General features: G+C 38.3%; 20 protein-coding genes and 11 tRNA genes. 4 read left to right on the top strand and 27 right to left on the bottom strand.

Annotated elements, in window-relative coordinates; translation table 11 throughout:
• Positions 1-27: 27 nt before the first annotated feature.
• The 5 genes from DD627_RS07020 to DD627_RS07000 all read right to left on the bottom strand — a co-directional run bounded on the left by DD627_RS07020 (position 28) and on the right by DD627_RS07000 (position 5,636).
• Positions 28-2,349, bottom strand: coding sequence for a DNA translocase FtsK (locus tag DD627_RS07020; protein ID WP_260274554.1), 2,322 nt, complete (start codon positions 2,347-2,349; stop codon positions 28-30).
• Between the two features lie 44 nt (positions 2,350-2,393).
• Positions 2,394-2,906: a tRNA (cytidine(34)-2'-O)-methyltransferase gene (locus DD627_RS07015; RefSeq protein ID WP_068805442.1), complete on the bottom strand. Its 513-nt coding sequence runs from the start codon at positions 2,904-2,906 to the stop codon at positions 2,394-2,396.
• A gap of 232 nt (positions 2,907-3,138) precedes the next feature.
• Complete coding sequence (locus DD627_RS07010) at positions 3,139-3,984, bottom strand: methyltransferase domain-containing protein (RefSeq protein WP_057784626.1); 846 nt, start codon at positions 3,982-3,984, stop codon at positions 3,139-3,141.
• A 130-nt stretch (positions 3,985-4,114) separates the two neighbouring features.
• Positions 4,115-5,185 (bottom strand): AI-2E family transporter, encoded by a 1,071-nt coding sequence (locus tag DD627_RS07005; RefSeq protein ID WP_147206766.1) that lies wholly within the window; start codon positions 5,183-5,185, stop codon positions 4,115-4,117.
• A gap of 94 nt (positions 5,186-5,279) precedes the next feature.
• The gene (locus tag DD627_RS07000) at positions 5,280-5,636 is read right to left on the bottom strand and encodes a PTS glucitol/sorbitol transporter subunit IIA (protein ID WP_057784624.1); all 357 of its coding nucleotides are present in this window, start codon (positions 5,634-5,636) and stop codon (positions 5,280-5,282) included.
• A gap of 140 nt (positions 5,637-5,776) precedes the next feature.
• On the opposite strand from DD627_RS07000, the gene DD627_RS06995 reads away from it, so the two are divergent.
• Entirely contained in the window at positions 5,777-6,802 is a 1,026-nt protein-coding gene (locus DD627_RS06995) for a lactonase family protein (RefSeq protein ID WP_057784623.1), read from the top strand.
• A 22-nt stretch (positions 6,803-6,824) separates the two neighbouring features.
• On the top strand, positions 6,825-7,466 hold the full coding sequence (locus DD627_RS06990) for a copper homeostasis protein CutC (protein ID WP_057784622.1): 642 nt from the start codon (positions 6,825-6,827) through the stop codon (positions 7,464-7,466).
• Positions 7,467-7,529: 63 nt separating this feature from the next.
• On the opposite strand, the gene mgtE is transcribed toward DD627_RS06990, so the two are convergent.
• Genes mgtE through yjbM form a run of 4 tightly spaced genes read right to left on the bottom strand, consistent with a single transcriptional unit; the run spans position 7,530 to position 11,258 of the window.
• Positions 7,530-8,882 (bottom strand): magnesium transporter, encoded by a 1,353-nt coding sequence (gene mgtE / locus DD627_RS06985; RefSeq protein WP_260274555.1) that lies wholly within the window; start codon positions 8,880-8,882, stop codon positions 7,530-7,532.
• 18 nt (positions 8,883-8,900) lie between these two features.
• Entirely contained in the window at positions 8,901-9,806 is a 906-nt protein-coding gene (locus DD627_RS06980; RefSeq protein ID WP_260274556.1) for an RluA family pseudouridine synthase, read from the bottom strand.
• Entirely contained in the window at positions 9,796-10,602 is an 807-nt protein-coding gene (locus tag DD627_RS06975) for an NAD kinase (protein WP_057784619.1), read from the bottom strand. Before DD627_RS06975 ends, DD627_RS06980 begins: the two co-directional genes overlap by 11 nt.
• 5 nt (positions 10,603-10,607) lie before the next feature.
• Entirely contained in the window at positions 10,608-11,258 is a 651-nt protein-coding gene (gene yjbM, locus DD627_RS06970; RefSeq protein WP_057784618.1) for a GTP diphosphokinase, read from the bottom strand.
• Between the two features lie 275 nt (positions 11,259-11,533).
• Between yjbM and DD627_RS06965 the strand changes: the two genes are divergently transcribed.
• Positions 11,534-12,148 (top strand): DsbA family protein, encoded by a 615-nt coding sequence (locus DD627_RS06965; protein WP_057784617.1) that lies wholly within the window; start codon positions 11,534-11,536, stop codon positions 12,146-12,148.
• A gap of 81 nt (positions 12,149-12,229) precedes the next feature.
• Here DD627_RS06965 and pepF read toward each other — a convergent pair whose 3' ends face one another.
• The 5 genes from pepF to DD627_RS06940 all read right to left on the bottom strand — a co-directional run bounded on the left by pepF (position 12,230) and on the right by DD627_RS06940 (position 17,593).
• A complete protein-coding gene (gene pepF, locus DD627_RS06960) occupies positions 12,230-14,032 on the bottom strand; it encodes an oligoendopeptidase F (protein WP_260274557.1) in 1,803 nt (600 codons plus the stop codon).
• A 41-nt stretch (positions 14,033-14,073) separates the two neighbouring features.
• On the bottom strand, positions 14,074-15,183 hold the full coding sequence (locus DD627_RS06955) for a competence protein CoiA (RefSeq protein ID WP_260274558.1): 1,110 nt from the start codon (positions 15,181-15,183) through the stop codon (positions 14,074-14,076).
• A gap of 101 nt (positions 15,184-15,284) precedes the next feature.
• Positions 15,285-15,998 carry an adaptor protein MecA gene (locus DD627_RS06950; RefSeq protein WP_057784614.1) on the bottom strand — a complete coding sequence of 238 codons (714 nt, stop codon included), beginning with the start codon at positions 15,996-15,998 and terminating at the stop codon, positions 15,285-15,287.
• Positions 15,999-16,122: 124 nt separating this feature from the next.
• The gene (gene spxA, locus DD627_RS06945) at positions 16,123-16,521 is read right to left on the bottom strand and encodes a transcriptional regulator SpxA (RefSeq protein ID WP_057784613.1); all 399 of its coding nucleotides are present in this window, start codon (positions 16,519-16,521) and stop codon (positions 16,123-16,125) included.
• Between the two features lie 331 nt (positions 16,522-16,852).
• Positions 16,853-17,593: an MBL fold metallo-hydrolase gene (locus DD627_RS06940; RefSeq protein ID WP_260274559.1), complete on the bottom strand. Its 741-nt coding sequence runs from the start codon at positions 17,591-17,593 to the stop codon at positions 16,853-16,855.
• Positions 17,594-17,741: 148 nt separating this feature from the next.
• Between DD627_RS06940 and DD627_RS06935 the strand changes: the two genes are divergently transcribed.
• The gene (locus DD627_RS06935; protein WP_260274560.1) at positions 17,742-18,251 is read left to right on the top strand and encodes a monooxygenase; all 510 of its coding nucleotides are present in this window, start codon (positions 17,742-17,744) and stop codon (positions 18,249-18,251) included.
• Positions 18,252-18,300: 49 nt separating this feature from the next.
• Here the strand turns inward: DD627_RS06935 and DD627_RS06930 are convergent, their stop codons facing one another.
• From DD627_RS06930 to DD627_RS06870, 13 genes are all read right to left on the bottom strand, one after another.
• Positions 18,301-20,346, bottom strand: a complete 2,046-nt coding sequence (locus DD627_RS06930; RefSeq protein WP_286984606.1) for a heavy metal translocating P-type ATPase — start codon at positions 20,344-20,346, stop codon at positions 18,301-18,303.
• Entirely contained in the window at positions 20,343-20,771 is a 429-nt protein-coding gene (locus DD627_RS06925; RefSeq protein WP_260274561.1) for a CopY/TcrY family copper transport repressor, read from the bottom strand. Before DD627_RS06925 ends, DD627_RS06930 begins: the two co-directional genes overlap by 4 nt.
• Before the next feature lie 406 nt (positions 20,772-21,177).
• Positions 21,178-21,248: transfer RNA gene (locus DD627_RS06920), tRNA-Cys, on the bottom strand.
• Between the two features lie 119 nt (positions 21,249-21,367).
• A tRNA-Leu gene (locus DD627_RS06915) sits at positions 21,368-21,453 on the bottom strand.
• A 58-nt stretch (positions 21,454-21,511) separates the two neighbouring features.
• Positions 21,512-21,584 (bottom strand) — tRNA-His (locus DD627_RS06910).
• 6 nt (positions 21,585-21,590) lie between these two features.
• Positions 21,591-21,664 (bottom strand) — tRNA-Trp (locus DD627_RS06905).
• 10 nt (positions 21,665-21,674) lie between these two features.
• Positions 21,675-21,757, bottom strand: a tRNA-Tyr gene (locus DD627_RS06900).
• Between the two features lie 5 nt (positions 21,758-21,762).
• Positions 21,763-21,835: transfer RNA gene (locus DD627_RS06895), tRNA-Phe, on the bottom strand.
• Positions 21,836-21,873: 38 nt separating this feature from the next.
• Positions 21,874-21,948: transfer RNA gene (locus DD627_RS06890), tRNA-Asp, on the bottom strand.
• A gap of 10 nt (positions 21,949-21,958) precedes the next feature.
• Positions 21,959-22,031 (bottom strand) — tRNA-Val (locus DD627_RS06885).
• Positions 22,032-22,036: 5 nt separating this feature from the next.
• Positions 22,037-22,109, bottom strand: a tRNA-Glu gene (locus DD627_RS06880).
• Positions 22,110-22,123: 14 nt separating this feature from the next.
• Positions 22,124-22,213, bottom strand: a tRNA-Ser gene (locus tag DD627_RS06875).
• Positions 22,214-22,223: 10 nt separating this feature from the next.
• Positions 22,224-22,296, bottom strand: a tRNA-Asn gene (locus DD627_RS06870).
• Positions 22,297-22,320 lie beyond the last annotated feature (24 nt).

The raw sequence follows: 22,320 nt of genomic DNA, 5'->3' as shown, positions 1-22,320 counted from the left end.
ATTTTGTGGCTTATCGTTTTATCTCGCTCACTCTTTTTTATTAAACACCTGCCGTGGCTTGCTACCATCCTGCGGACCAATGACACCATTTGCCTCTAGCTGATCTATAATTCTTGCCGCTCGGTTATAACCAATTCTAAACCTCCGCTGCAACATCGAGGTACTTGCCTTTTGCATTTCCGTCACCAAAGCAACTGCCTCATCGTACAACTCGTCCTTTTCATTACTTGTTGACTGCTCATCCATCCTGGCTTCCTCGTCTGTCACAATCAACGCATCATCATACGAAAACTTCTGCTGTTTTTTCACAAATTCAACAACGGCCTTCACATCTTTATCCGACACAAATGCACCTTGGACCCGCTCAGGCTTGCTCTTTCCCATTGGATAATAAAGCATATCGCCACGCCCCAGCAGCTTTTCAGCGCCATTTGAATCAATAATCGTCCGAGAATCTGTGCCACTCGCAACAGCAAATGCAATTCTAGATGGAACATTTGCCTTAATCAGTCCAGTCACAACATCAACTGATGGCCTCTGAGTCGCAATAATCATATGGATTCCTGCCGCTCGTGCAAGTTGTGCTAATCGAATGATGGCATCTTCTACCGCATTTTGTGCCACCATCATCAAATCTGCTAATTCGTCAACCACAACCACAATGTATGGCAAATGTGGCCGATTTTTTCCATCTTTTTTATTTTCTTCGGAAATATATTGATTATAAGTCTTAATATTCTTTTGGCCACTCTCGGCAAACAGATCATAACGATGCTGCATTTCGGCCACCACCTTATGCAAGGCTCGTGCTGCTTTTTTCGGATCTGTCACAACGGGTGTCAATAAATGTGGAATATCCTTATAAATTCCCAACTCCACTTTTTTAGGATCAATCAAAATAAATTTCACTTGATCTGGTCGAGCATTCATCAAAAGACTTGTAATGATCACATTAATCATGACTGATTTACCACTACCAGTTGCTCCAGCAATTAACAAATGCTGCATACGAACCAAATCCGCCAAAACTAAATTTCCGGAGACATCACGACCAATTGGCACTTGCAGGATTGCGTCCGGGTGCGCCGGTTGAGATTCAATAATATCCCTGAAAGAAACCGTTGAAATCTCTGTATTAGGAACTTCGATTCCAATTAGTGATTTACCTGGAATTGGTGCCTCAATTCGAATGTCTTTAGCTGCTAGTGCCAATGCAATATCATCCGCCAACCCGACAATCTTGCTCACCTTAACACCAATATCTGGGTGTAACTCATATTCAGTAACCGAAGGACCCAAACTAACACTTTTAACCGTAGCCTTCACTCCAAAACTGGTTAAGGTTTGTTGCAAAATCTTTGTATTTTTTTGAATCGTTTTATATTCCTGACTTTGATCGGTCTTAGGAATTGTTGTCAAAAGTTCTGGACTGGGCAATTTATAATTGGGATTAGCTAATTCCTCAGTATTTTGAAAAGCTGTTTCGTCCTTAACTTCCGACACAGGTTCTTTTTTAGCCCTTGGTTGTTCATGCTCAGACGCAATGCGAATATCCGGTTGTTTGATTTCCTTAACAACAGGTGTTTGTTCTGCCATTAACTCTTTACCAGTCATCGTATTGCCCGTTCCGTGAGCCTTTGGTAATGATTTAGGGGTGTCACTAACTTGTTTTGATCTTTTTTCTCGATGGTTCCACCAACTTTGAATAGCTTCCCCACCATGCATTAAACCAGCTTTAAGAGTAACTACTGATTTCTTTACTGCCACAGCAATTGTTTGCAACACTTTATCCATTGGAATACCGAAGAAAATTGCAACACCCAGTATCACTAAGAGACCGCCTAGAAACAAACTACCAATTTCGGAAAAACAAAAATCAGTTATGGTATACAGGACGCTACCTATGATTCCACCACCAACCGGTTCACCAATTGAAGCGTATTTAAATGCGTCCTCTAAAGCATGCCATGTCGTCACAATGAAGTGATTATGCTGATTAGTTTGTTCAAAGAAACGAGTTGTCATAATCAGAATTACTCCCAGATAGGCCAGGCCAAGACCCGTCAAATAATGAACGTGTCCCTTCAATTTCGGTTCTTTGCCGGTAAATAATAGGATAAGTCCATAGAGTCCAAATACCACAATTAAAAATTGAAAAGTATCTCCCACAAATAACCGAAAAATATTGGTAACCAAAATGCCCACATAACCCAGAGAGAAATAGCCAATTAAAGATAGTAAAACAAAGACACCGCCTAAAAAATATTTAGACTCAAAAAAATTTTGCCACTTTTTTTTGCTTGATCGTCTTCTTTTTCGACGATTCGTTGATTTTTTCTTTGCAGCCACTAGTGATCCTCCTTTCTAGTAAATTTTAAGGCTAACTCAACGTTTTATTTGAGTTTATCATTTTCATACTGGTGAACCCGTTGTAAATTTGGAAACGACTGTTGTCGCAATGCTTCATAGATCACGATGGCAACACTATTGGACAAGTTTAAAGCACGGATATGGTCATCATCTTGCGGAATTCTAATGGCTTTTTCTGGATACTTACGCATAAAAGGTTCAGGTAGTCCTGTCGTTTCTTTGCCAAACAAGAAATAATGATCTTGTTGACTATCGGAATAATCAACATCGGTATAATCATGATCTGCAAATTTAGAAACCAAATATAAATTATTTAAATCTGGTACTGATTCAATAAATTCTGGAAGATTTTCATGGTATACCAGATCAACATCTTTCCAATAATCTAATCCTGCGCGTTTCAGATGCTTATCATCTACTGAAAAGCCAAGCGGTTTTATTAAGTGAAGCACAGAATCTGTCCCTGCACAGGTTCTGGCAATGTTACCAGTGTTTGAAGGCATTAATGGTTCAAAAAGCACAATATGATTTGTCATTTTTATCTCACTCTCATTAATTATTAGCTACTCAAAAGCTATCATACAGCTATGAATTTCTCTAAACAACAAAAAAAGCGTAGACACTCGGTGTAGGCACGGCGAGCTTCTACGTTAAATGAAGTACAACTTGCGGCTTGCCAACGATCTCTCGATGTCAAACAGCAACCGATTTCTTAAGTAAATATTAACACCAACAAATGGATAATGCAAACTCACAAATCCCTTTAACTTAGGCTGTGACTCCCTTTAGTAATGTCACATCCACTGTAATATGATCGAGTTTTGAATTTTTGGCCTTTTTAATTGTTTCTGGAGTAGCACCCCAATGTAAAGGTGTCATTTGAATCAAATCAGAAAGTAAATCCGCGTCAAATTCAAAAGTATAAGTGAGCCGTTTGCTTTGCGCATTAGGAAAGTGCTTTTCAAATAAGTCAACAACCTGATCATTTTGATAAACTGCATGTTGACTAGATTTATCATACAACAACTGGCGCAACTCACCTAAATAATTGGCATTTGGCACAATTTTCAAAACTTGACCACCAGGTCTTAACACGCGGTGAAATTCAGAATAGGCAGAGGGTGAAAAAAGATCCAGAATCGTCGTAAATTGCGCACGATTAAACGGTAAGTTTGCCAAATCAGCAATACAGAAAAACGCCTCACTATTCAGTTGGGTGGCTAAATTAATTCCCGCAGTTGAAATATCAAAACCAATTGCTGTTGCATTTTTAAGTAAGGACAAGGTTCTTTTTAATGGCGTTCCCTCCCCAGAACCAATGTCCAAAATCATTTCATTTTCTCCCATATACCGAGAAAATTCCTCGCAAATTGGATCAAATAAACCAGCAGTTAAAATGCGCCGTCGAGACGCCAACATTTCGGAATCATATTCACTGGTTACGGCATGATTAAGAAAATATAAAGTACCTTTTTTTGAAACATCAATGCTATGGCCATTTGGACAAATAATACTTCCAGATTCTACCCGTTCATATCCGCATTGACACACGGGACACTGAAACAAATCCAGATGCTGTTCGATAAATTGCAATCCTTTTTCTCTTTTTTTCAAAACGATTTCCTCTCAAATTCATGTTCTGGTTAAAATCTGCCCCTTAAATATACCACGCCTCGTGACCGAGGTCCGATCCGAATAAAAAGACTTAAACAAGTTTTTGGTCAAACCCGTTTAAGTCTACAAATTAAGTCTTTTCTTCATATCCACCATTTTGACGTTTATACCAGCGAAACAAATGCGTTAAAACAACTTTACCCACTGCATAGACGGGAATTCCAAAAATGACTCCTAAAACCCCAAACATTCGTCCAGAAGCTAGTAAAACGATTAAGATAGTGACTGGATGAATAGCCAAGTTGGTACCCAAAATCAACGGTGAAATCAACCGCCCCTCAATTGTTTGTTCAATGGCAAACACAATCAAGACTTTAACTAACATCCATGGAGAAATAAATGCTGCCAATACAATTGAGGGAACCATTGCAAGGAAGGATCCCAGGTACGGAATCAAATTCAAGACTCCTGCAGCAATTCCTAGCGTTAGCGCAAATTTTAGTCCAATGATCGCGTATCCCACGAAAAACATGACTGCAACACAAAACGCCACAATTAGCTGACCACGGATATAACCACTCAATTTTCCATTAATCTCATCAAGAAGCTCGATAAATCCTTTCCTCTTTTGGATGGGCAGAAAATGTGCTAAATATTTGGGTAATCGATGACCGTCTTTCAATAAATAAAATAAAATAAACGGCATTGTAATTAACCCAACGATAATTTTTGTAACCGAACTAATTACACCACTAACTGACGTAAAAGTGTGATTAGCAATCGAACTGGCCCATTTAGAAAACGAACTGGTAGTGGACTTAGTTAATTGATCAAATTCTTTTTGAAATTGTCCCATTCGTGGATCATTCAACCAAGTTTCTAACTGATTAACCAAATGATTCCAATAGTCCGGCCAATTTTTTAGAAAGTCCGTTGCCTGATTGCGAACCACCGGAATTAACGCCACAACTCCCCAGACTAGAAGTAAAATGATAACCACAAACAACCCACTAATCGTCCAGACACGATTAATACGAAACTTTTTTTCCACCCAATCAATTAGTGGATTAAATAAATAAAACAGCACCCCAGCTAAAACAATTGGTAATCCCACAATATCAGCAAAATCACTTATCGGTTGGAAGAACCAAGTCACTTTAGAAAAAACCTGGATAATCAACAGCAACAGTAAAATAATCATGAGATTAACCACAATTCGATTATTTAAAACTAATTTGGTAAACCAAGTACGCCAATTATCTTTCGTTGTTTTCAAGAAAATCACCACGCGATCCTTAAGAGATATAGGTTATTTTGTCACCTACGGAAAATCCTGGGAACTTTTCCGGTGACAAATATATGGCACTTTCTAATGGTGTATCAGGTACAGGTTCAAAACAAAGGGTGGCATGCCCAACCCCTTGAAGATTAGCATTAACCAACTTCCCACAAAAAGTAACTTTGTAAGTATGATCACGAATCTTAATTTGTGATCCTCGTCTTAAATTGAGCTCTAAAGGCTGTTTTGCAAATTTTTGAATCACAGCCACATCCTTCAAATTGCTTGTCGCCTCTGGTCCAAATAAAATGACTAACGGATCGTTTTCCACAATCGCATTAGGTCCAATTTCAATAACTTCAGACGTAATCATATTTACCCTCTCCTCATAATCAATTGTTGCTTACATTGTAGCATAGTCCCAATCGTGATATAAAGAAAATGGAAGCGCACGCAGTCATTTTTCAAAATGTGCTATAATTTTGTATTAGAGCATATAAGGAGGCCTTTATTTTGAAAAAATCATTTTTCATCGGAACATATACAAAAAAATCAAGTCAAGGTGTCTATAAAATGACCCTCGATACAGAATCTAAATCACTTAAAGATTTGCAACTTGTTGCCAAACTTGGTAACCCAACCTACGTCGCAAAATCTAATCGTAATTTTCTTTACACAGTTGATCAAAAACAAACAGATGGTGGTTTGGCAGCTATTGATCTTAACCATGAACCTGCTGAAGTTGTGCAACATGCGGTTACCCCAGGAAATTCTCCTGCATACGTGTCGGTTGATGAGAAACGTCAACTTGTATACAGTTCCAATTACCATTTGGCTACTATAACCGTTTACAAGATCCAAGCGGATGGCACTTTGCAGCAAACTGATGTGGTCACTCATACCGGTAAAGGTCCTAAACCTGAACAAGCTGATGGCGCTCATGTCCATTTTAGCGACTTAACTCCGGATAATCGTTTAGTCGTTTGTGATTTGGGAACTGATGAAGTTTATACTTATGATGTTTCTGATGATGGTAAGCTATCAGAAATTGCTCGTTACAAAACAAAGGCGGGATTTGGCCCTCGGCACATTGTCTTCGCTCATCATGGTTCAAAAGCCTATTTAGCTGGTGAACTTGGCAGTGCAGTGGAAGTCTTAGACTACGATCAACAAACAGGTAAATTCAGTCACGTTCAAACAATCAGTACCATTCCAGCAACCTGGGACGCTCATAACGGTGCTGCAGCTATTAAAATTAGTTCTGATGACCATTTTGTCTATGTTTCAAATCGTGGTTATGACTCGTTAGCTGTTTTCAAAATTAGTTCTGATGGTTCCCTTTCCTTAATTCAAAACATTTCGGTCGAAGGTAGTTTTCCACGCGATTTTTCTTTAGACCCAAGTGAAAGCTTTGTGGTTTGTGTCAACCAAAATACTGACAATGCAACCCTCTTTTCACGATCAAAAGAAACTGGAAAACTTAGTCTATTAGAAAAAGATGTTGCGGTTCCAGAAGGCGTTTGCGTTTTATTTAACTAAAACCAATTCAAGGAGTTTAACAATGATCATTAAAGAAGTTGCTTTAGAAAATTTCACCAAAGTGCCATCTGCAATTCGATCTGGCGCCAACCGATTAGAACTATGCGACAACTTAGCAGTTGGTGGAACGACCGTCAGCAAGGGCGTTATGGCAGAAACTCAAAAGTATGCCAGTGAACACCATGTACCCGTAATGGCCATGATTCGTCCCCGCGGCGGTAACTTTATTTATACAGACACAGAACTCAAAATTATGGAAGCTGATGTGTTTCAGGCTCAAGAATTAGGTGTTGACGGTGTTGTTTTTGGTGCTTTAGACAAAGACGGCAGCCTAGACACCGATGCCTTAGAAATGTTAATTGCGGCAGCAGGTGGCATGCAGATTACCTTTCATATGGCTTTTGATGCGATCCCAGCGGATAAGCAATCAGCGGCCATTGATTGGCTTGCAGATGCCGGAATTGATCGAATTTTAACCCACGGTGGAGCATTAGACACGGCAATTACTGATAACTATACAAATTTAAAACAAACAATCAAGCAAGCTAATGGCCGCTTAATTATTCTTCCTGGTGGCGGAATTACAGCACAAAATGTAAGAGATGTCACACAAGAATTAAGCGTTAATGAAGCTCATGGTACACGCATCGTTGGCGTTCTTTAAAATTAAGCGAACTAAAAAAATGTGGACAATCCATTGAGAAATCGATGAACTGTCCACATTTTTTTAGTTAACAAACATTTTCAAAAAATATTGTGCAATATTGAAGTAAATTAATACACTGGTCAAATCACTAAGAGTCGAAATAAATGGTCCACTTGCGACAGCTGGATCCACACCCAGCTTTTCCATCCCAATTGGAATCAAACTTCCTGCTAGATTGGCAACAAAAATTGCGCTTGCCATTGCAGCTCCAACAACGCCACCCAACAAAAGATTCTGTTTCCAAAGACCAACCATTATCCAAACGCAAATGCCTGTGATCACACCAATGATAATACCAGTTGCAACTTCATTTAGAATTAGCCGCCAAATTTTCAAATGGTTATTAGTTGCTAACCGGCGCACAGCGACCGCTAAACTTTGAGTACCTGCATTTCCTGCCGTTCCAGTAATTAACGAAATGAAGATTGCCAAAACGCTCACTTCCGATAACAGTCCTTCAAAGTGATTGATTAAAGTTGCAGTCAACATCCCCAAAAACAAAAGTGTGATTAGCCATGGTAATCGTTTTAATGCGGTCTGGAACGGATTATGGGAGATACTCTCGGTATCCACACCAGCTAGACGAGAATAGTCTTCGGCAGATTCTTCATCAATAACATCAATAATATCATCAACCGTAATAATTCCGACCATTTTTTCGGCCGCATTGACAACTGGTATCGCTACAAAGTTATAATCACGAACTTGCTCAGCAATGGTCTCTTGGCCCTCGTTAACATCAACCGCCAAAACACGCGTGATCATAATATCAGCAATTTTTTCATCGTCTTGATGAGTTATTAAATCACGAACCGAGAGAACCCCCACTAGAATTCCTTGATCATCAATCACATAAATATAAGTAATCAGCTCAGCATCCTGAGCCTCCTGTTTAACTTGTTGCATTGCGCTACCGATTGTTTGCTGATCAGTAACGGCAATGTACTCAGTCGTCATCAATGATCCCGCAGTTTCATCTTCATAATGAATCAAATCACGAACCTGTTTTGCCTCATCACCACGTAGCAAATTTAAGTATTTACGTCGTTGAATTGGGCTCATTTCGGCTAAAATATCAACCACATTATCGGTATACATTTCGCCCAATAAACGTGCAACGTAAGGTAAAGGCATTTCTGCCAAATACTTACTAGCTTCAACGGGATCTTCTTCAGTATCATCAAAAACATTTGCCAATTCTTCAGGTGTTAAAAACGTATAAATTAACTTTCTTTGCATGACATCAAATTCGGCAAAAACTTGACTTTGTTCGTAGCCATGTAAACTCAAAAATAGTCTACGAAACTTTTTTCGACTCCGTTTATTTAAGGTAGCCTCTAAAGCCACTTTAATTTGTTCGAGTTCTTCCGTCATAATTCGTCCTCCTCGACACTATTGTCTACGAGATTCTTGTTCCAAATAGGCGACTACGTCCCTTGGCAATGGTGCTGAAACTGTAATTTGCCGATTTAAAAAGGGATTGAAAAATGAAACTGAGGCACAATGGAGCGCCTGACGTTGCATATAACCACTACAACTTCCACCATACAAAACATCCCCCACCAAAGGGTGATGCAGGGCAGAAAAGTGAACCCTAATCTGATGCGTTCTACCAGTATGTAACCTAACACGAAGCAGTGTCGCATCTCTCAATGATTTGGTTACCCAATATTCAGTTACCGAACGGCGCCCCGTTCCTAACATAGCAACCTGCCGACGAATAAACGACCCTTCTTCACGTGCAATTGGTAAATCAATGAGGCCATGTGTTTGCTGCATGTGGCCCTGTACAATCGCAATATAAATTTTTTTAATTTGATGCTTTTTGAGTTCTTTATCTAACACAGAATGTGCAAAATGATGTTTTGCAAAAATGACCAATCCAGAAGTATCTCGATCAAGCCGTGTCACTACATGAGTAACCAAGTTTTCATACTTTTGTCGTTTATAATAACCTTTTACACGATTTACCAAAGTGTCGTTGGCATATAGATGCGAAGGCACCGTCGCCAGATACGCTGGTTTATTAACCACCAAAAAATGATCATCCTCATAGCAAATCTCAATCGGCTCATTTGAAATTGAGACATGCTCATTTGAAATCTCTGGAGGAAGGAATAAAGTGAGCAAATCTCCATTGTCAACCTTTTCAATCACTCGGGCTGGTTTATGATTCAGTTCGATACTGCCGCCATGAAATTTAATTCCTTTTAACAAAGTCCGTGAAATGCCTTTTTGATATAAAAAAGTTCGGATCTTCTCCGGACTTTCTACGTTTACTTGCCAATTAAACTTCATTGCCATCTCCAATAAATGCGTTTCGAACGCGACCCCAAAAATCAGTATGCCGGTATTTGGCAAAATTAATTTTTTGTTCTCCAATTCGGTATTTGATTTGTTCAATTGGTGCATCAAATATATTAACTTGATCAGCTGTGAAGTTAAAGTCCCCACCATGTGCCGGACGTAATGTAATCCATTCGTCAGGTGCTAAAATAATAGAAGCGCCTAAAGTTCTAAAAACGCGATTATTGATGGATGCAATTTCAGCCATTTGAAGCACTTCTAGTTGCGGATGAACAACTGCACCGCCCACTGACCTATTATAGGCCGTTGATCCAGTTGGTGTTGAAATACAAAGGCCGTCACCTCGAAAGCGTTCAAAAAAACGATCTTTAAAGTAAACATCTGCTACTAGCGTTGACGAAACTTTTTTGATTGTAGACTCATTGACCGCATGATAACGAATTGGTATTGTTTCACCAACCATAGTGACATCAATATCTAGGATTGGATAACCCACACATTCCCCGTTATCAGCTTTAATCGCCGAAATTAGGTCATCAAGCTCGTAGTCACGCCAATCAGTATAAAAGCCTAAATGCCCAGTATGAACACCAATAAAGCGAACATTTTCCAACTGAGTTTGATAGTACTGAAATGCGGATAACAACGTCCCGTCACCGCCTACAGTAACCACAATATCTGGTCGTTCACGATCAATAGGAATATGGTTTTTTTTTAATTTTTCAATTAGTTTATCTGCTACATCTTGTGCATTATTTGCTTGTTTACTATAAACAGCTACTTTCATTTTTATCAGTCCTTATGTGATCCATACATATTATGGTCTGAACGTTCACGAGAGAATAGTTTCTGTGCTTCCTGAATCTCTTCTCTAATTTCAGACATTTCTTCGTCTAACGAAAATGCTGCTTCTGATGCTCTTTGTAAACGATCACTCAATTCCTTGGGAAACTCTCCTTGATATTTATAATTCAAAGAATGTTCAATTGTTGCCCAAAAATTCATGGCTAAAGTTCTGATTTGAATTTCTGCTAAAATTTTCTTTTCCCCAGAAATCAATTGAACTGGATATTCCACCACAATATGGTATGAGCGATAACCACTTGGTTTTTCGTTATTGATATAATCGCGTTCTTCAATAATGGTCATGTCAGTCCTTTTTCGAAGTAAATCCACCACTTGATAGATATCTTCCACAAATTGACACATGACACGAACACCGGCAATATCCTGCATATCCTGTTCTAATCGATCTTCTCTAACCTGACGGCGCACCATTTTTTCTTTAATACTAGAAACTGGCTTAACACGTCCTGTTACAAATTCAATGGGACTTTGTTGGTCATCATTTTGGAATTGTTTGCGAATACCGCGTAATTTAATTTTCAGTTCATCAACGGTTTGTTTATATGGTAATAAGAACTGTTCCCAATTATCAATCACGTATCTTGCCTCACTTTTTAAAACACTACTATTAATTTTAGCATAAAAGTCATTGTTAATCTGCTCAAACGCTGTTCTTCATTTCTAATCTATTATTAAGGGCAGATTTCTTTACCTTTCCAGTTAAAATGCGCTAAGATACAGCTGAATTTAGATTACTGAAAACAATTTGTTTGATATTTTTTCAAAATTTGGTAAAGTTTATATTGTTGTCTTTTATAAATACTTAAACAAAAAATTAAAAACTGAAATTAGTTTTGATGGAGGAAAACTCAATGCTTGACGTCTATTTGTTCGTGACACCATGGGGTGAACAGTGTATGCAATCTGAAAAAGTTATGATGGACTTTGTTCATAACGTGGATCAAAAGGTTAGTTTCCAGATTATTCCCATGTTAAATATGCAAATTGTGCAAAACTATCTTCACAGTGAAGCTAACACAAGTTATCAGTCTTACAACGAATTATCCGAGGATATGTATCATGTAATCCTTGATTATAAGGCAGCTTTATTCCAATGTAAGCGTCATGGACGTAATTTCTTAAAATTAATTCAAAAAGAAATCACCACAAAAAATATTTGCTACTCTAAAAATTTGGGTACAAAAATTGGTCAAATTGCCAACCTTGACATGGAGATGTTTGAAGCCGACCGGCGTTCACAATTAGCACAGGATTCTTTCAAAGCTGATCAACAAACGGCTTCAGAAATGAATGTTTTAGTTTCTCCTTCCGCCGTTATTTTCAATGACGATGGTGATGATTGTGGGATTTTGGTTGAGGACTTCAATGACAGTATCCTACAACAAATTTGTCAAGATACCGAATGTCCCCTGGCGGATTCCATTAGTTTTTCCCATGCATCCATCGCATTTCCCCATGTTCTATAACTTATATCAGGTACTTATTAAATAAAGAGTCTTCCAACAATTACGGCTATAAAATCGCTATTGTTGGAAAACTCTTTATTTTTATAACAAACTTTCAAACTCGTTTAAACGCTTCTCAAAAACCGCAAAGGCGTCTTCTAAATAGGCCTTTCGAGTCATATCTACGCCAGCTTTTTTCATAACATTCAGTGGAAAATCAGAACTACCAGATTTTAAATAGTTTAAATAATTTTCCCGCGCATGAGCCTGATGTGTTGTGATCCCGTTTGCCAGTGAGGAAGCCGCTGCAAACCCTGTTGCATACTGATAAACATAAAAATTATAATAAAAATGCGGGATTCGTGTCCATTCAGATTTAATTTGATCATCGTTAATCACTGCATCCCCATAATAACGATGATTTAGATCACCATAGTAATTTGACATCATTTCGGCCGTTAATGGCTCTCCCTTTGCATCCGCTTCATGAATAAATTGTTCAAACTCAGCAAATTGAGTCTGACGATAAACAGTCCCCTTGAAGTCATCTAAATAATGGTTCAAAACATAGAGTTTAATTTGTGGATCATCATACTTATCCAATAAATATGATGTCAAAATGTTCTCGTTTGTAGTGGAGGCTATCTCAGCCACAAAAATTGCATAATCGCCATATTGATAAGGCTGATTGTGGGTAGTGTAATACGTATGCATACTATGACCCATTTCATGAACCAAAGTAAACAAATTGTCTAAATCATCTTGCCAATTTAACAACATGAACGGATTTGTACCATAGACACCTGAAGAATATGCCCCGCTGCGCTTTCCTTGATTTTCAACTACATCAATCCAGCGATTTTTGAAGGCTTCATCAACATGACTCACATAATCATCACCCATGATCTGCAAAGCTTCTTTAGCTTCAGTTTGGGCCTTTTGATAAGTGTAGCTTAATGGCGATTTCCCAGTAATCGGCGTATACAGATCGTACATATGCATTTCTTTTAAATTAAGAATTTTCTTTCTCAAACCAACATACCGATGCAACAAATCTAGATGTGAATTCACTTCAGTGACTAGGTTAGTATACACGGCGTCTGGGATGGCATTTTCACTCATGGCAGCCTGCCGGGCATCTTTAAAACCGCGAATTTGTGCATTAAAATTATGCACCTTAACTTCACCTGATAAGGTTGCGGCAAATGTATTTCTAAATTGCTCATAGACAGCGTATAACTGCTCAAAAGCTTGCTTTCGAACTACTTGGTTTGTTGATTGAAGCAAAGTTGAATACATCCCTTGTGAAAGCTGTACCGTTTGACCAGCCGAATTTTTCACAAATGGAAATTTCAAATCCGAATTATCCAAAATTCCAAACACTTTTTCAGAGGAACCAAAAATGGAACTCGCACCTGCTAATATGGCTTCTTCTTTTGCGGATAACACATGATCCTTCTTTAACCGCAAAACAGCTAAGAAATATTCATATGGTTTTAACTCTGATTCATTATTTTGAAACTCAGTCAGTTTTTGATTTGGAATTGCCAAAATTTCAGGTTCAATCCAAGCTAATTGAGCAGAAACTTTTGCTACTAGTCCCGTGATTTGGTCTTTTAAGCCCTGATTTGTGTTGTCCCCAGTATCTTGATCATTTTTTAACTCTGCATAAACAAATAAATGTTCCAATTGGTTTTGAACATTTAGTTCGTCTTGAATCACTTTTAGTAAATTTTGGGCACTATCTTGTAGCTTTCCTTGTTGGGTTAGTACAGCTTGTACCCCTACTTTCAATTGTGTCATTGCCGTTTTCACGGCTCGATCGTCCTTAAAAATTGTGGTTAAATCCCACGTTAACTCAACTGGCACATCACTACGTTTCGGTAACTGTTTTATCTCTGCCATTCAAATTTCCTCCTAGTTTAAATTAAACCTACTTTAGCACATTAATCCGGAAAATGACGAAGTTTTTGAGTAATGTCAGTGTACCAGCGTGGCAGCACCATAATTTGATATTGTTTTTGAACCGTTTTTAAAACGTGGTCGGAAAGTAAGTTTTGCAAAAATTGTTGGAAGTTTAATTCAATATTGAGTTGCGGCCGCGTCACATTAGCAAGTTGGAATGGATTCCCTTCAGTCACCTCCCGATACCAGGTTGCTAACAAAGAATACGAAACAAACTGTTTTTGCCAGAGCTGAAGTTTTAATAAGAATTCAATTTTCACTTCCAATGGAATCTTTTTCCCAGTTGGTAATATAAAATTTTGATCATGAACGATCCAAGGGCAACCTGCTAAATTCAAATGATGTGTATAACAAATAAACTGAACTCGTTTTAACCGTGCATCTGAATATCTCCCCAACAACTGATGTTGTAAAAGAACTGCTTCACGGTAGCTATCTTGTTTAAAATTTGGTTTCTGCTTTCCACCTTGATGGAATAACTCAGTAAATGCTTTTTTAGAGGGATTAAAAACATAATCTTGCCATTTTAGTTTTCCAAATAAATCTTGAGTAAGATGATGGCGAATCAAAAATTGATCATTTTGCGGATCGTAGAACGAAACAAATAACGAAAGGCTTTTTTGAAAATACGCAAATTTTGAAACTTTTTCTAACGTCAATTTGTGTGCTAAATAGGTTGGCCCTAGGATCCACCAAACCTTGTATCCATGTGATCGATAGCCTTGTGTTCGTTCTACTAACTTTTCAAACGAAATTGGACTGCATTGAAACTCGATTGCAGTCCAGTGATGGTGCCAGTAGACCAAAATATCAGGTCGTTGTTTTAGTCTTGGTAAATAAGCCTCTAGCTTAACTGCTAGGTGATTTTGACGGCACCAATTAAAGATTCGTGTTTTCCCGGCTAAATGAGCCTTTGTCTCCCCTTCACTAAATAGATGACAATCGGCACCTGCATGATGAGCAAAGTGAGAAAGCCGCATTTGTCCTTGTCTTAAAATGACAGATTGACCACATCCTGGACAAGTATACGTTATTTTATGATGGGCATCGGCTGCCAAAACACTTTTATCTTGATCGTTTGCAACAAACATCAGCATCCCCCTCTAAAAAGAAGATACGTCAAAAAAGGCCTAATTTTCCTTCAAAATAAAAAAAATGACACCAACTTTTAAGTTAGCATCATTCTATTTGATTATTTGAAATAGTGTCTGGTCAATTCCAAAGCGCTTTGACTCATTATCTCTTGACCATGTTCATGCAAAACATCAGCAGTAACATCTGAAGCATCAGCATATTCATAGGCAATTGCTAACTCGTTCTTTACGGTTTCCGGACTTGATTCATCGACAAAGAAAATTAGATCCAAATAGTAATCACCTTTATATTTAAATAAATTAGATGCCGCACTATCCAAACGGAGCACGCGCGCAATTTCCGGCATACTTTCAAAACTTGGTAACTTCAAAACAAACTCTTGCGTATGTGTATCTGGGTCATTCAGATATGGGTCCAAATCAGCCGGACTAGAATCCTTAGTCTGTGCTTGTTTTCTGTTATCATCACTATCATGCTGAATCAACTGATGCTTTAAGAACTCTGAAACATCATCTTCATTACTTATATTAAACGTATTATTATCAGAACTTACTTTTGAATTCCCCTTCATATCAGCGTTTTTACTGATAAAGAGCTCTAATCCATTTCGGTTAGGTAATACTTGGAAAGTAACGGCATCATTTTCTTGAAATTGATGATCCGTATCTACCTCTTGTAAAATACTATAGAAAAAATCTTCTATTTGTTTGTGACTTCCTAATAAATCAAGGACCGTAATTCCACGTTCAGTCAAATCATCGTTACCGATTAAGACTCGAATCGTATCATCATTTATTCGTTCCATTTCCATCGTTCGCACCCCCAACCTCTCGTTACATTTATCTGTTGTGCGTCACAACAGAACCCAATAAAAAATTAGATTCATGGATATTATCCCACAAATCTAACTTTTTGCAATTAACCTGTCTTTTATTTTACAAATCCGCTAAACGTTGTGCTTCACGAAGTTCATAAGCCCGAACATCACGAGGTAAGAAACGACGAATTTCATCTTCGTTATAGCCTACCTGAAGCCGCTTTTCATCCAAAATAATTGGTCGACGAAGCAGACCTGGATTTTTTTGAATTAAATCAAATAGTTTTTGTAATGGTAATTCATCAAGATTAATATTAAGTTTTTGAAATACTTTAGAACGTTTTGAAATGATTTCTTCCGTTCCATTTTCAGTCATTCTCAGGATTGATTTAATCTCATCCATTGTCAATGGTTCGGAAAAAATATTACGTTCCTTAAAAGGAATGTTGTTTTCTTTTAACCAAGCCCGCGCTTTTCTGCAAGATGTGCAACTTGGTGAAGTATATAAAGTAACCATATTTTTTCCTCCTTAGCAATCGAACCAAATTGTGCTAAATATTAAGCAAGTTCAATTTCTTTACAATGACTATTATAACCTGATTCTAAAATTAAAGCTATAGTTTTTTCAAAAAAGTTCTTACTTTTTGTAAACTGTTAATTGACATAATGATTATTTTTGTTCAACTAGTCAGAGTAATATAGCAAAAACACGCATATAGTTAATTTGTTCACGAACTCTTCTTAATTATTTTCTAATTGATTTCAATAATATTTAATAATGATAAAATGTTAAAATCATGATAATTTTCTGCCTTTTTATCACCTATACCAATTTTAAATTCGTGGTGCTAAACCGTGTATTCAAAGAGTTTTGAAGCACGCATCACTTGAACATCTGTTCCCGCTTTTCTTTTGGCCTCTGTCACCAAATTATCCAAATTACCCGATTGTGGTAAATGGGTTAACAAAAGATTTTTCACATTTGCATTCTTAGCAACTTCACCAGATTCAGTTGAAGTCATATGCCACTTCTTACCTTCTTTATCCGCATAAAAGTTTGTATCAGTCATTAATAAATCGGCTTTTTCTGCAAAGTCTGCTAACTCTGGATAATAGGCGGTGTCAGAAGTAAAGACAAGTACTTTGTGAGTTGCAACTTCTTCTATCCGTACTGCAAACGCCGCCACCGGATGATGGGTTTGTAAAAATGTGATCTTAAAGGGACCTATATTCAAAGCTTGATCTGCACTGTAACTTTTTCCAATTGTTGCCCCTGGCCAAGTCAATGCACCAAAATTTAAGGGATCTTGCGTATGTCCATAAATTGGCAAAATGGGAACCTTTTTGGATCCCGTTTTTAATTGCCAAAAGTACTGTAAAACACCAACATCTGCGGTATGATCATGATGATAATGCGAGAGCAAAACCGCGTCTAACTGCAAGGGATCTAACACTTTTTCCAAAGTTAATAAAGCCCCACTCCCACAGTCTAAAAGTAAATTAAAACCGTTTGATTGCACTAAGTAAGCACTAGTTCCGTCACCATTCCATGGAAAACCACCATAATAACCTAATACTGTTAATTTCATTTTCATAGTCTCCTTCGCTTAAGCTTAGCATTCCATTCCGGGATACCCTCCTCTCTAATCTAACATATTCTGTTTGAAAGAGAAAACCTTTTCATAATTTGGGTGGAACAAGGTATAATAAAGACGTAAACATATTGGAGGGATTACTATGGTCGATAAAATTTCATCAACATTTGGCAGTTGGCCAGTTTTAAAACAAATTGAAAAAAACAATCCGGACCGACAATTTATTACACTTTCCAGCACTTCAATCCACAATGACTTACAGTTACTAGATGTTTCAGGCGATCCTTCTGTTTTTGCCAACCCGTTAATTTATCAGGTGAAATTTCACACCGGTAATTTCAGTTGGAATGGATTCTATCGTTTTTCTTTTATGACGCTTTCTAAAGAAGAAATTAAGGTCTTGGATGCCAAAATTTCACAACTTGCAACACCTGAACGTTTACCACTGGGCCTAAACGATTTATTTGTCCTGCAACCTCAAAAAAGGCCGAATGAGCGAGTACTTTTAACTATTTGGCAATTGGACTCTGACTACTCAATTTGGCGGCGTTCTGAAAGTTATGAACCGTTCAAAATATACAGTGATAGTGGTGCATATAATTATCACGACTCTAATTACACTGCCTATCAACTTCATAGTTTGGAATCTTAATAAAAACTGCGTAAACTTCAGGACTTTCATCCCTTAATTTACGCAGTTTTTAATTTTGAACTTTTAAAGTCATTGCATTAATTGCCACGATAATTGTACTCATGGACATGATTGCAGCCCCAACCATTGGATCCAACATAAATCCTAGTGAAGCTAAGACCCCTGCTGCTAATGGAATAGCGATCAGGTTATATCCAGCCCCCCACCAAAGATTTTGCATCATTTTACTGTGTGTATTCTTGGCTAGTTTAATGAAACTGACAATATCCATTGGATCACTTTTGACTAGAATAATATCGGCTGAATCAATTGCAACATCCGTTCCAGAGCCAATTGCAATACCAATATCAGCCTTGGCCAAACTTGGTGCATCGTTGACCCCATCGCCAACCATCATAACGTAATTTCCCTTTTTCTGGTATTCAGTAATGATTTTTTGCTTATCTTCAGGATGTAGTTGAGCACGATAGTTTGAAATACCAAGCTCGTGAGCCACCACTGAAGCCACTTGTTCGTTATCACCAGTCAACATAACCGGTTGAATTTGCATGTCCTTAAACGCCTGAATTGCGCGTTTGGCAGTCGCCTTAATCTGATCTCCTTCAGCAATCATCCCGATTATTTCTCGATTTTGAGTGAGGTAAGCAACCGAATTGCCTTCCTTAGCCCATTTTTCAAACCCTTGTTCGTCAAAGTCAATGTTTTGCTCAGTTAAATAAGTTGCTGAAACCAGTTTATATTCTTTTCCATCAATTGTTCCCTTTAACCCAGCACCTGTAATTTGACTTGTTTTTTTGACACTTGGTAACGAAATTTTTTTATGTTTAGCCTCGTTTAAAATTCCAATAGCCATTGGATGACTCGAATCTGCTTCCAATGCCGCCATTAGCCGTAAAACTTCATCATTACTTAAATTTGATTGGTAACTTTCCACATGATGAACTTTGAATTGTCCTTCCGTCAAAGTTCCTGTTTTATCCATTAAAACATAGTTAATTTTTTTAATAGACTCCATCGCATCACGATTACGAATTAGAAGACCATGATTGGCCGCCAATGCGGTACTACGTGCAGTTACGAGTGGAATAGCAAGACCTAAAGCATGTGGGCAAGCAATAATCAACACTGTTACTGCAATGGAAAGTCCCATTGAAAGACCACTAATTGTTGTCCATGTTATAAATGCAATAATACCAATAGCCAAGGCAGCATAGAATAACCATCCAGCCACCCGATCAGCCATATTTTCAACCTTTGATTTGTTTTCTTGGGCATTTGAAACTAGCTTTTGGACCTGCGCTAAATAACCCGTTTTCCCTGTTCCAGTCACTCTAAATTCAAACGTGCCATCCCCATTAATTGAACCACCAATCACATTGTTACCAACTTTTTTTGTGACTTGCTGAGCTTCACCAGTAACCATAGCTTCGTTTACACTAGATTCACCCGAAACTAAGACTCCATCGGCCGGAATTTTTTCACCGGCGCGTACTTGTATGATTTGGGTTTCCTTTATTTCAGAGCTCTTAATTTCTTGAACTCTGCCATCTAATACAAGATGTGCCTCATCTGGTAAGAGCTTTCCTAATGCATCAACGGCACTTCCAGCATGCATGACTGCATTCATTTCAATCCAGTGTCCAAGTAACATAATCACAATCAGCGTTGATAGTTCCCAGAAAAAGCTTTCTTTTTGGGGTTGAATTTTAAGAATGTCGTTAGCAACAAACGCATAGATGCTATAAATATAAGAAACTGAAATCCCCATCGCAATCAACATCATCATGGCAGGTTGACGGGCTTGTAATTCTCCTTTTGCGCCGCTAAAAAATGGTTTCCCACCATAGAAAAACAGTACCGTAGCTAAAATTGCAACAATCCAATCAGATCCGTTAAACGTAAATTGAAATGGCAAGTTCATCCCCATCATTGGACTCATTAGAATAATGGGAATTGTCAAAATTAAAGATATCCAGAATTTTTGCTTTAAGTTTCCCATATGCATCATATGACCACCATGATTCATCATATCTTGATCCATATCCATGTCCATTTCACCATTGTTCATTTCCATTTTCATTTTTGAATGATTCATTCTCTAGTTTCCTCCTTTGGCAGACAGTTACATGCAACCTCGTCTGGTGCATCTTTAATTTTATCCGCTAACACTGCTTGCAATTTTTCTATATCCGTCTTACTTAACTGAATCTCACTAACAAGTTGTGCCAACACTTCGCCGTTTTTCATTGCACACATATTTTGAAACAGGCGCGTGGCTTCTCTTTGCATTGCAACCCGCTCAGAAATTGTGCATTGATAAATGTTTGAATGCCCCTCTTTTTTGGCAGTTAACATTTGTTTTTGCATTAAGCGACCAATCAAAGTTTTAACTGTTGATTCCTTCCAATCACGCTTCTTTACTAATAATTGAATTACTTCCGTACTAGTAGCTTCACCTAGTGTCCAGATGATACGCATAACTTCCCACTCAGAAGTGGTAATCGGCAATTCCTCTGTCATTTCAATTCCTCCCGTTTACAAACGTAATCTTCATTTATTAGATTACATTTGTAAACGTAAATTGTCAAGGAGAAGCTGCATTAAAAAATTATTTTGTGATATGATTGAGTTAACGTATGAATTGAGAAAGGTCTTTTTATGAAAATTAAGGTTACACGAGCAATGCTGATTAATATGATTTTGGATCTCCTATTTGGCATATTCTTTATGTATTTTTTGCTAACAACAGATTCATCGAATGGTTATCGATGGATTATTACAATTTTTGCAGCCTATGATTTTACCGATATTATCATGAGTATTCGTAAAATTATAAAGTTAAATAAAAAATAAAAAATTACAATTCAAAAAGAGGAATTCAACTTTAAAGGCTGAATTCCTCTTTTATTCATGCTCACTAATTTGAAGGCGGTAACCGGATTTGAACCGGTGATGAAGGTTTTGCAGACCTCTGCCTTACCACTTGGCTATACCGCCATATAAACTCGTACCAAACTAAAAACGCAATACCCAACATTCTGCCTAAAGGCATCAAATAATGCTGATATATCGCGCCTTGTTCACTACAAATTGCAAATTAAGAATTTGCATTATAATGCCGCCGGTGGGGGTCGAACCCACACTCCCGGTAAAGGGAACTGGATTTTGAGTCCAGCGCGTCTGCCAATTCCGCCACAGCGGCATCTAATCTGGTTATGTTAATTATACAAAACCTCAAGGATAACAAATGAAATCCTTAGGGCGGTAGGTGGGAATCGAACCCACGCGTGCCGGAGCCACAATCCGGTGCGTTAACCACTTCGCCACTACCGCCATCAATGGCAGGGATAGTAGGAGTTGAACCCACATCGACGGTTTTGGAGACCGTAGTTCTACCATTAAACTATATCCCTATCATTAAAATGGAAGGGAGTGGATTCGAACCACCGAACCCGAAGGAGCGGATTTACAGTCCGCCGCGTTTAGCCAGACTTCGCTACCCTTCCATATATGGCGCAGGACAGAATCGAACTGCCGACACACGGAGCTTCAATCCGTTGCTCTACCGACTGAGCTACTGCGCCATAAACAAATGATATAAAATAAAAATATTTTATTTTAACGGTTCCAACGAGACTCGAACTCGTGATCTCCTGCGTGACAGGCAGGCGTCCTAAACCAACTAGACCATGGAACCATAATTTCAATGGAGGGTACAGGGCTCGAACCTGTGACCCTCTGCTTGTAAGGCAGACGCTCTCCCAACTGAGCTAACCCTCCATAAATGACCCGTACGGGATTCGAACCCATGTTACTGCCGTGAAAGGGCAGTGTCTTAAACCACTTGACCAACGGGTCATACTTAATTACAACGGAGAGTAAGGGATTCGAACCCTTGAGACGGATAAATCCGTCTACATGATTTCCAGTCATGCTCCTTCGGCCAGCTCGGACAACTCTCCATATCATTAACTCCGGCAGGCGGACTCGAACCGTCGACAACCTGATTAACAGTCAGGGGCTCTACCAACTGAGCTATGCCGGAATATTCGCATGGCAACGTCCTACC

Source organism: Pediococcus sp. (assembly GCF_003533255.1).
In the GTDB taxonomy this organism is placed as follows: Bacteria; Bacillota; Bacilli; order Lactobacillales; family Lactobacillaceae; genus Pediococcus; species Pediococcus parvulus.
Note: the sequence above shows the minus strand (reverse complement) of the source record. Positions and strands in the feature narration are given on the sequence as shown.

Excerpts from the sequence above, each read along its gene's own strand:
- DD627_RS07015 (WP_068805442.1), bottom strand. The coding sequence starts at position 2,906 with ATGACAAATCATATTGTGCTTTTTGAACCATTAATGCCTTCAAACACT.
- DD627_RS07005 (WP_147206766.1), bottom strand. The coding sequence starts at position 5,185 with ATGATTATTTTACTGTTGCTGTTGATTATCCAGGTTTTTTCTAAAGTG.
- DD627_RS07000 (WP_057784624.1), bottom strand. The coding sequence starts at position 5,636 with ATGATTACGTCTGAAGTTATTGAAATTGGACCTAATGCGATTGTGGAA.
- DD627_RS06990 (WP_057784622.1), top strand. The coding sequence starts at position 6,825 with ATGATCATTAAAGAAGTTGCTTTAGAAAATTTCACCAAAGTGCCATCT.
- mgtE (WP_260274555.1), bottom strand. The coding sequence starts at position 8,882 with ATGACGGAAGAACTCGAACAAATTAAAGTGGCTTTAGAGGCTACCTTA.
- DD627_RS06980 (WP_260274556.1), bottom strand. The coding sequence starts at position 9,806 with ATGAAGTTTAATTGGCAAGTAAACGTAGAAAGTCCGGAGAAGATCCGA.
- DD627_RS06975 (WP_057784619.1), bottom strand. The coding sequence starts at position 10,602 with ATGAAAGTAGCTGTTTATAGTAAACAAGCAAATAATGCACAAGATGTA.
- DD627_RS06965 (WP_057784617.1), top strand. The coding sequence starts at position 11,534 with ATGCTTGACGTCTATTTGTTCGTGACACCATGGGGTGAACAGTGTATG.
- pepF (WP_260274557.1), bottom strand. The coding sequence starts at position 14,032 with ATGGCAGAGATAAAACAGTTACCGAAACGTAGTGATGTGCCAGTTGAG.
- DD627_RS06955 (WP_260274558.1), bottom strand. The coding sequence starts at position 15,183 with ATGTTTGTTGCAAACGATCAAGATAAAAGTGTTTTGGCAGCCGATGCC.
- DD627_RS06950 (WP_057784614.1), bottom strand. The coding sequence starts at position 15,998 with ATGGAAATGGAACGAATAAATGATGATACGATTCGAGTCTTAATCGGT.
- spxA (WP_057784613.1), bottom strand. The coding sequence starts at position 16,521 with ATGGTTACTTTATATACTTCACCAAGTTGCACATCTTGCAGAAAAGCG.
- DD627_RS06940 (WP_260274559.1), bottom strand. The coding sequence starts at position 17,593 with ATGAAATTAACAGTATTAGGTTATTATGGTGGTTTTCCATGGAATGGT.
- DD627_RS06935 (WP_260274560.1), top strand. The coding sequence starts at position 17,742 with ATGGTCGATAAAATTTCATCAACATTTGGCAGTTGGCCAGTTTTAAAA.
- DD627_RS06930 (WP_286984606.1), bottom strand. The coding sequence starts at position 20,346 with ATGAATCATTCAAAAATGAAAATGGAAATGAACAATGGTGAAATGGAC.
- DD627_RS06925 (WP_260274561.1), bottom strand. The coding sequence starts at position 20,771 with ATGACAGAGGAATTGCCGATTACCACTTCTGAGTGGGAAGTTATGCGT.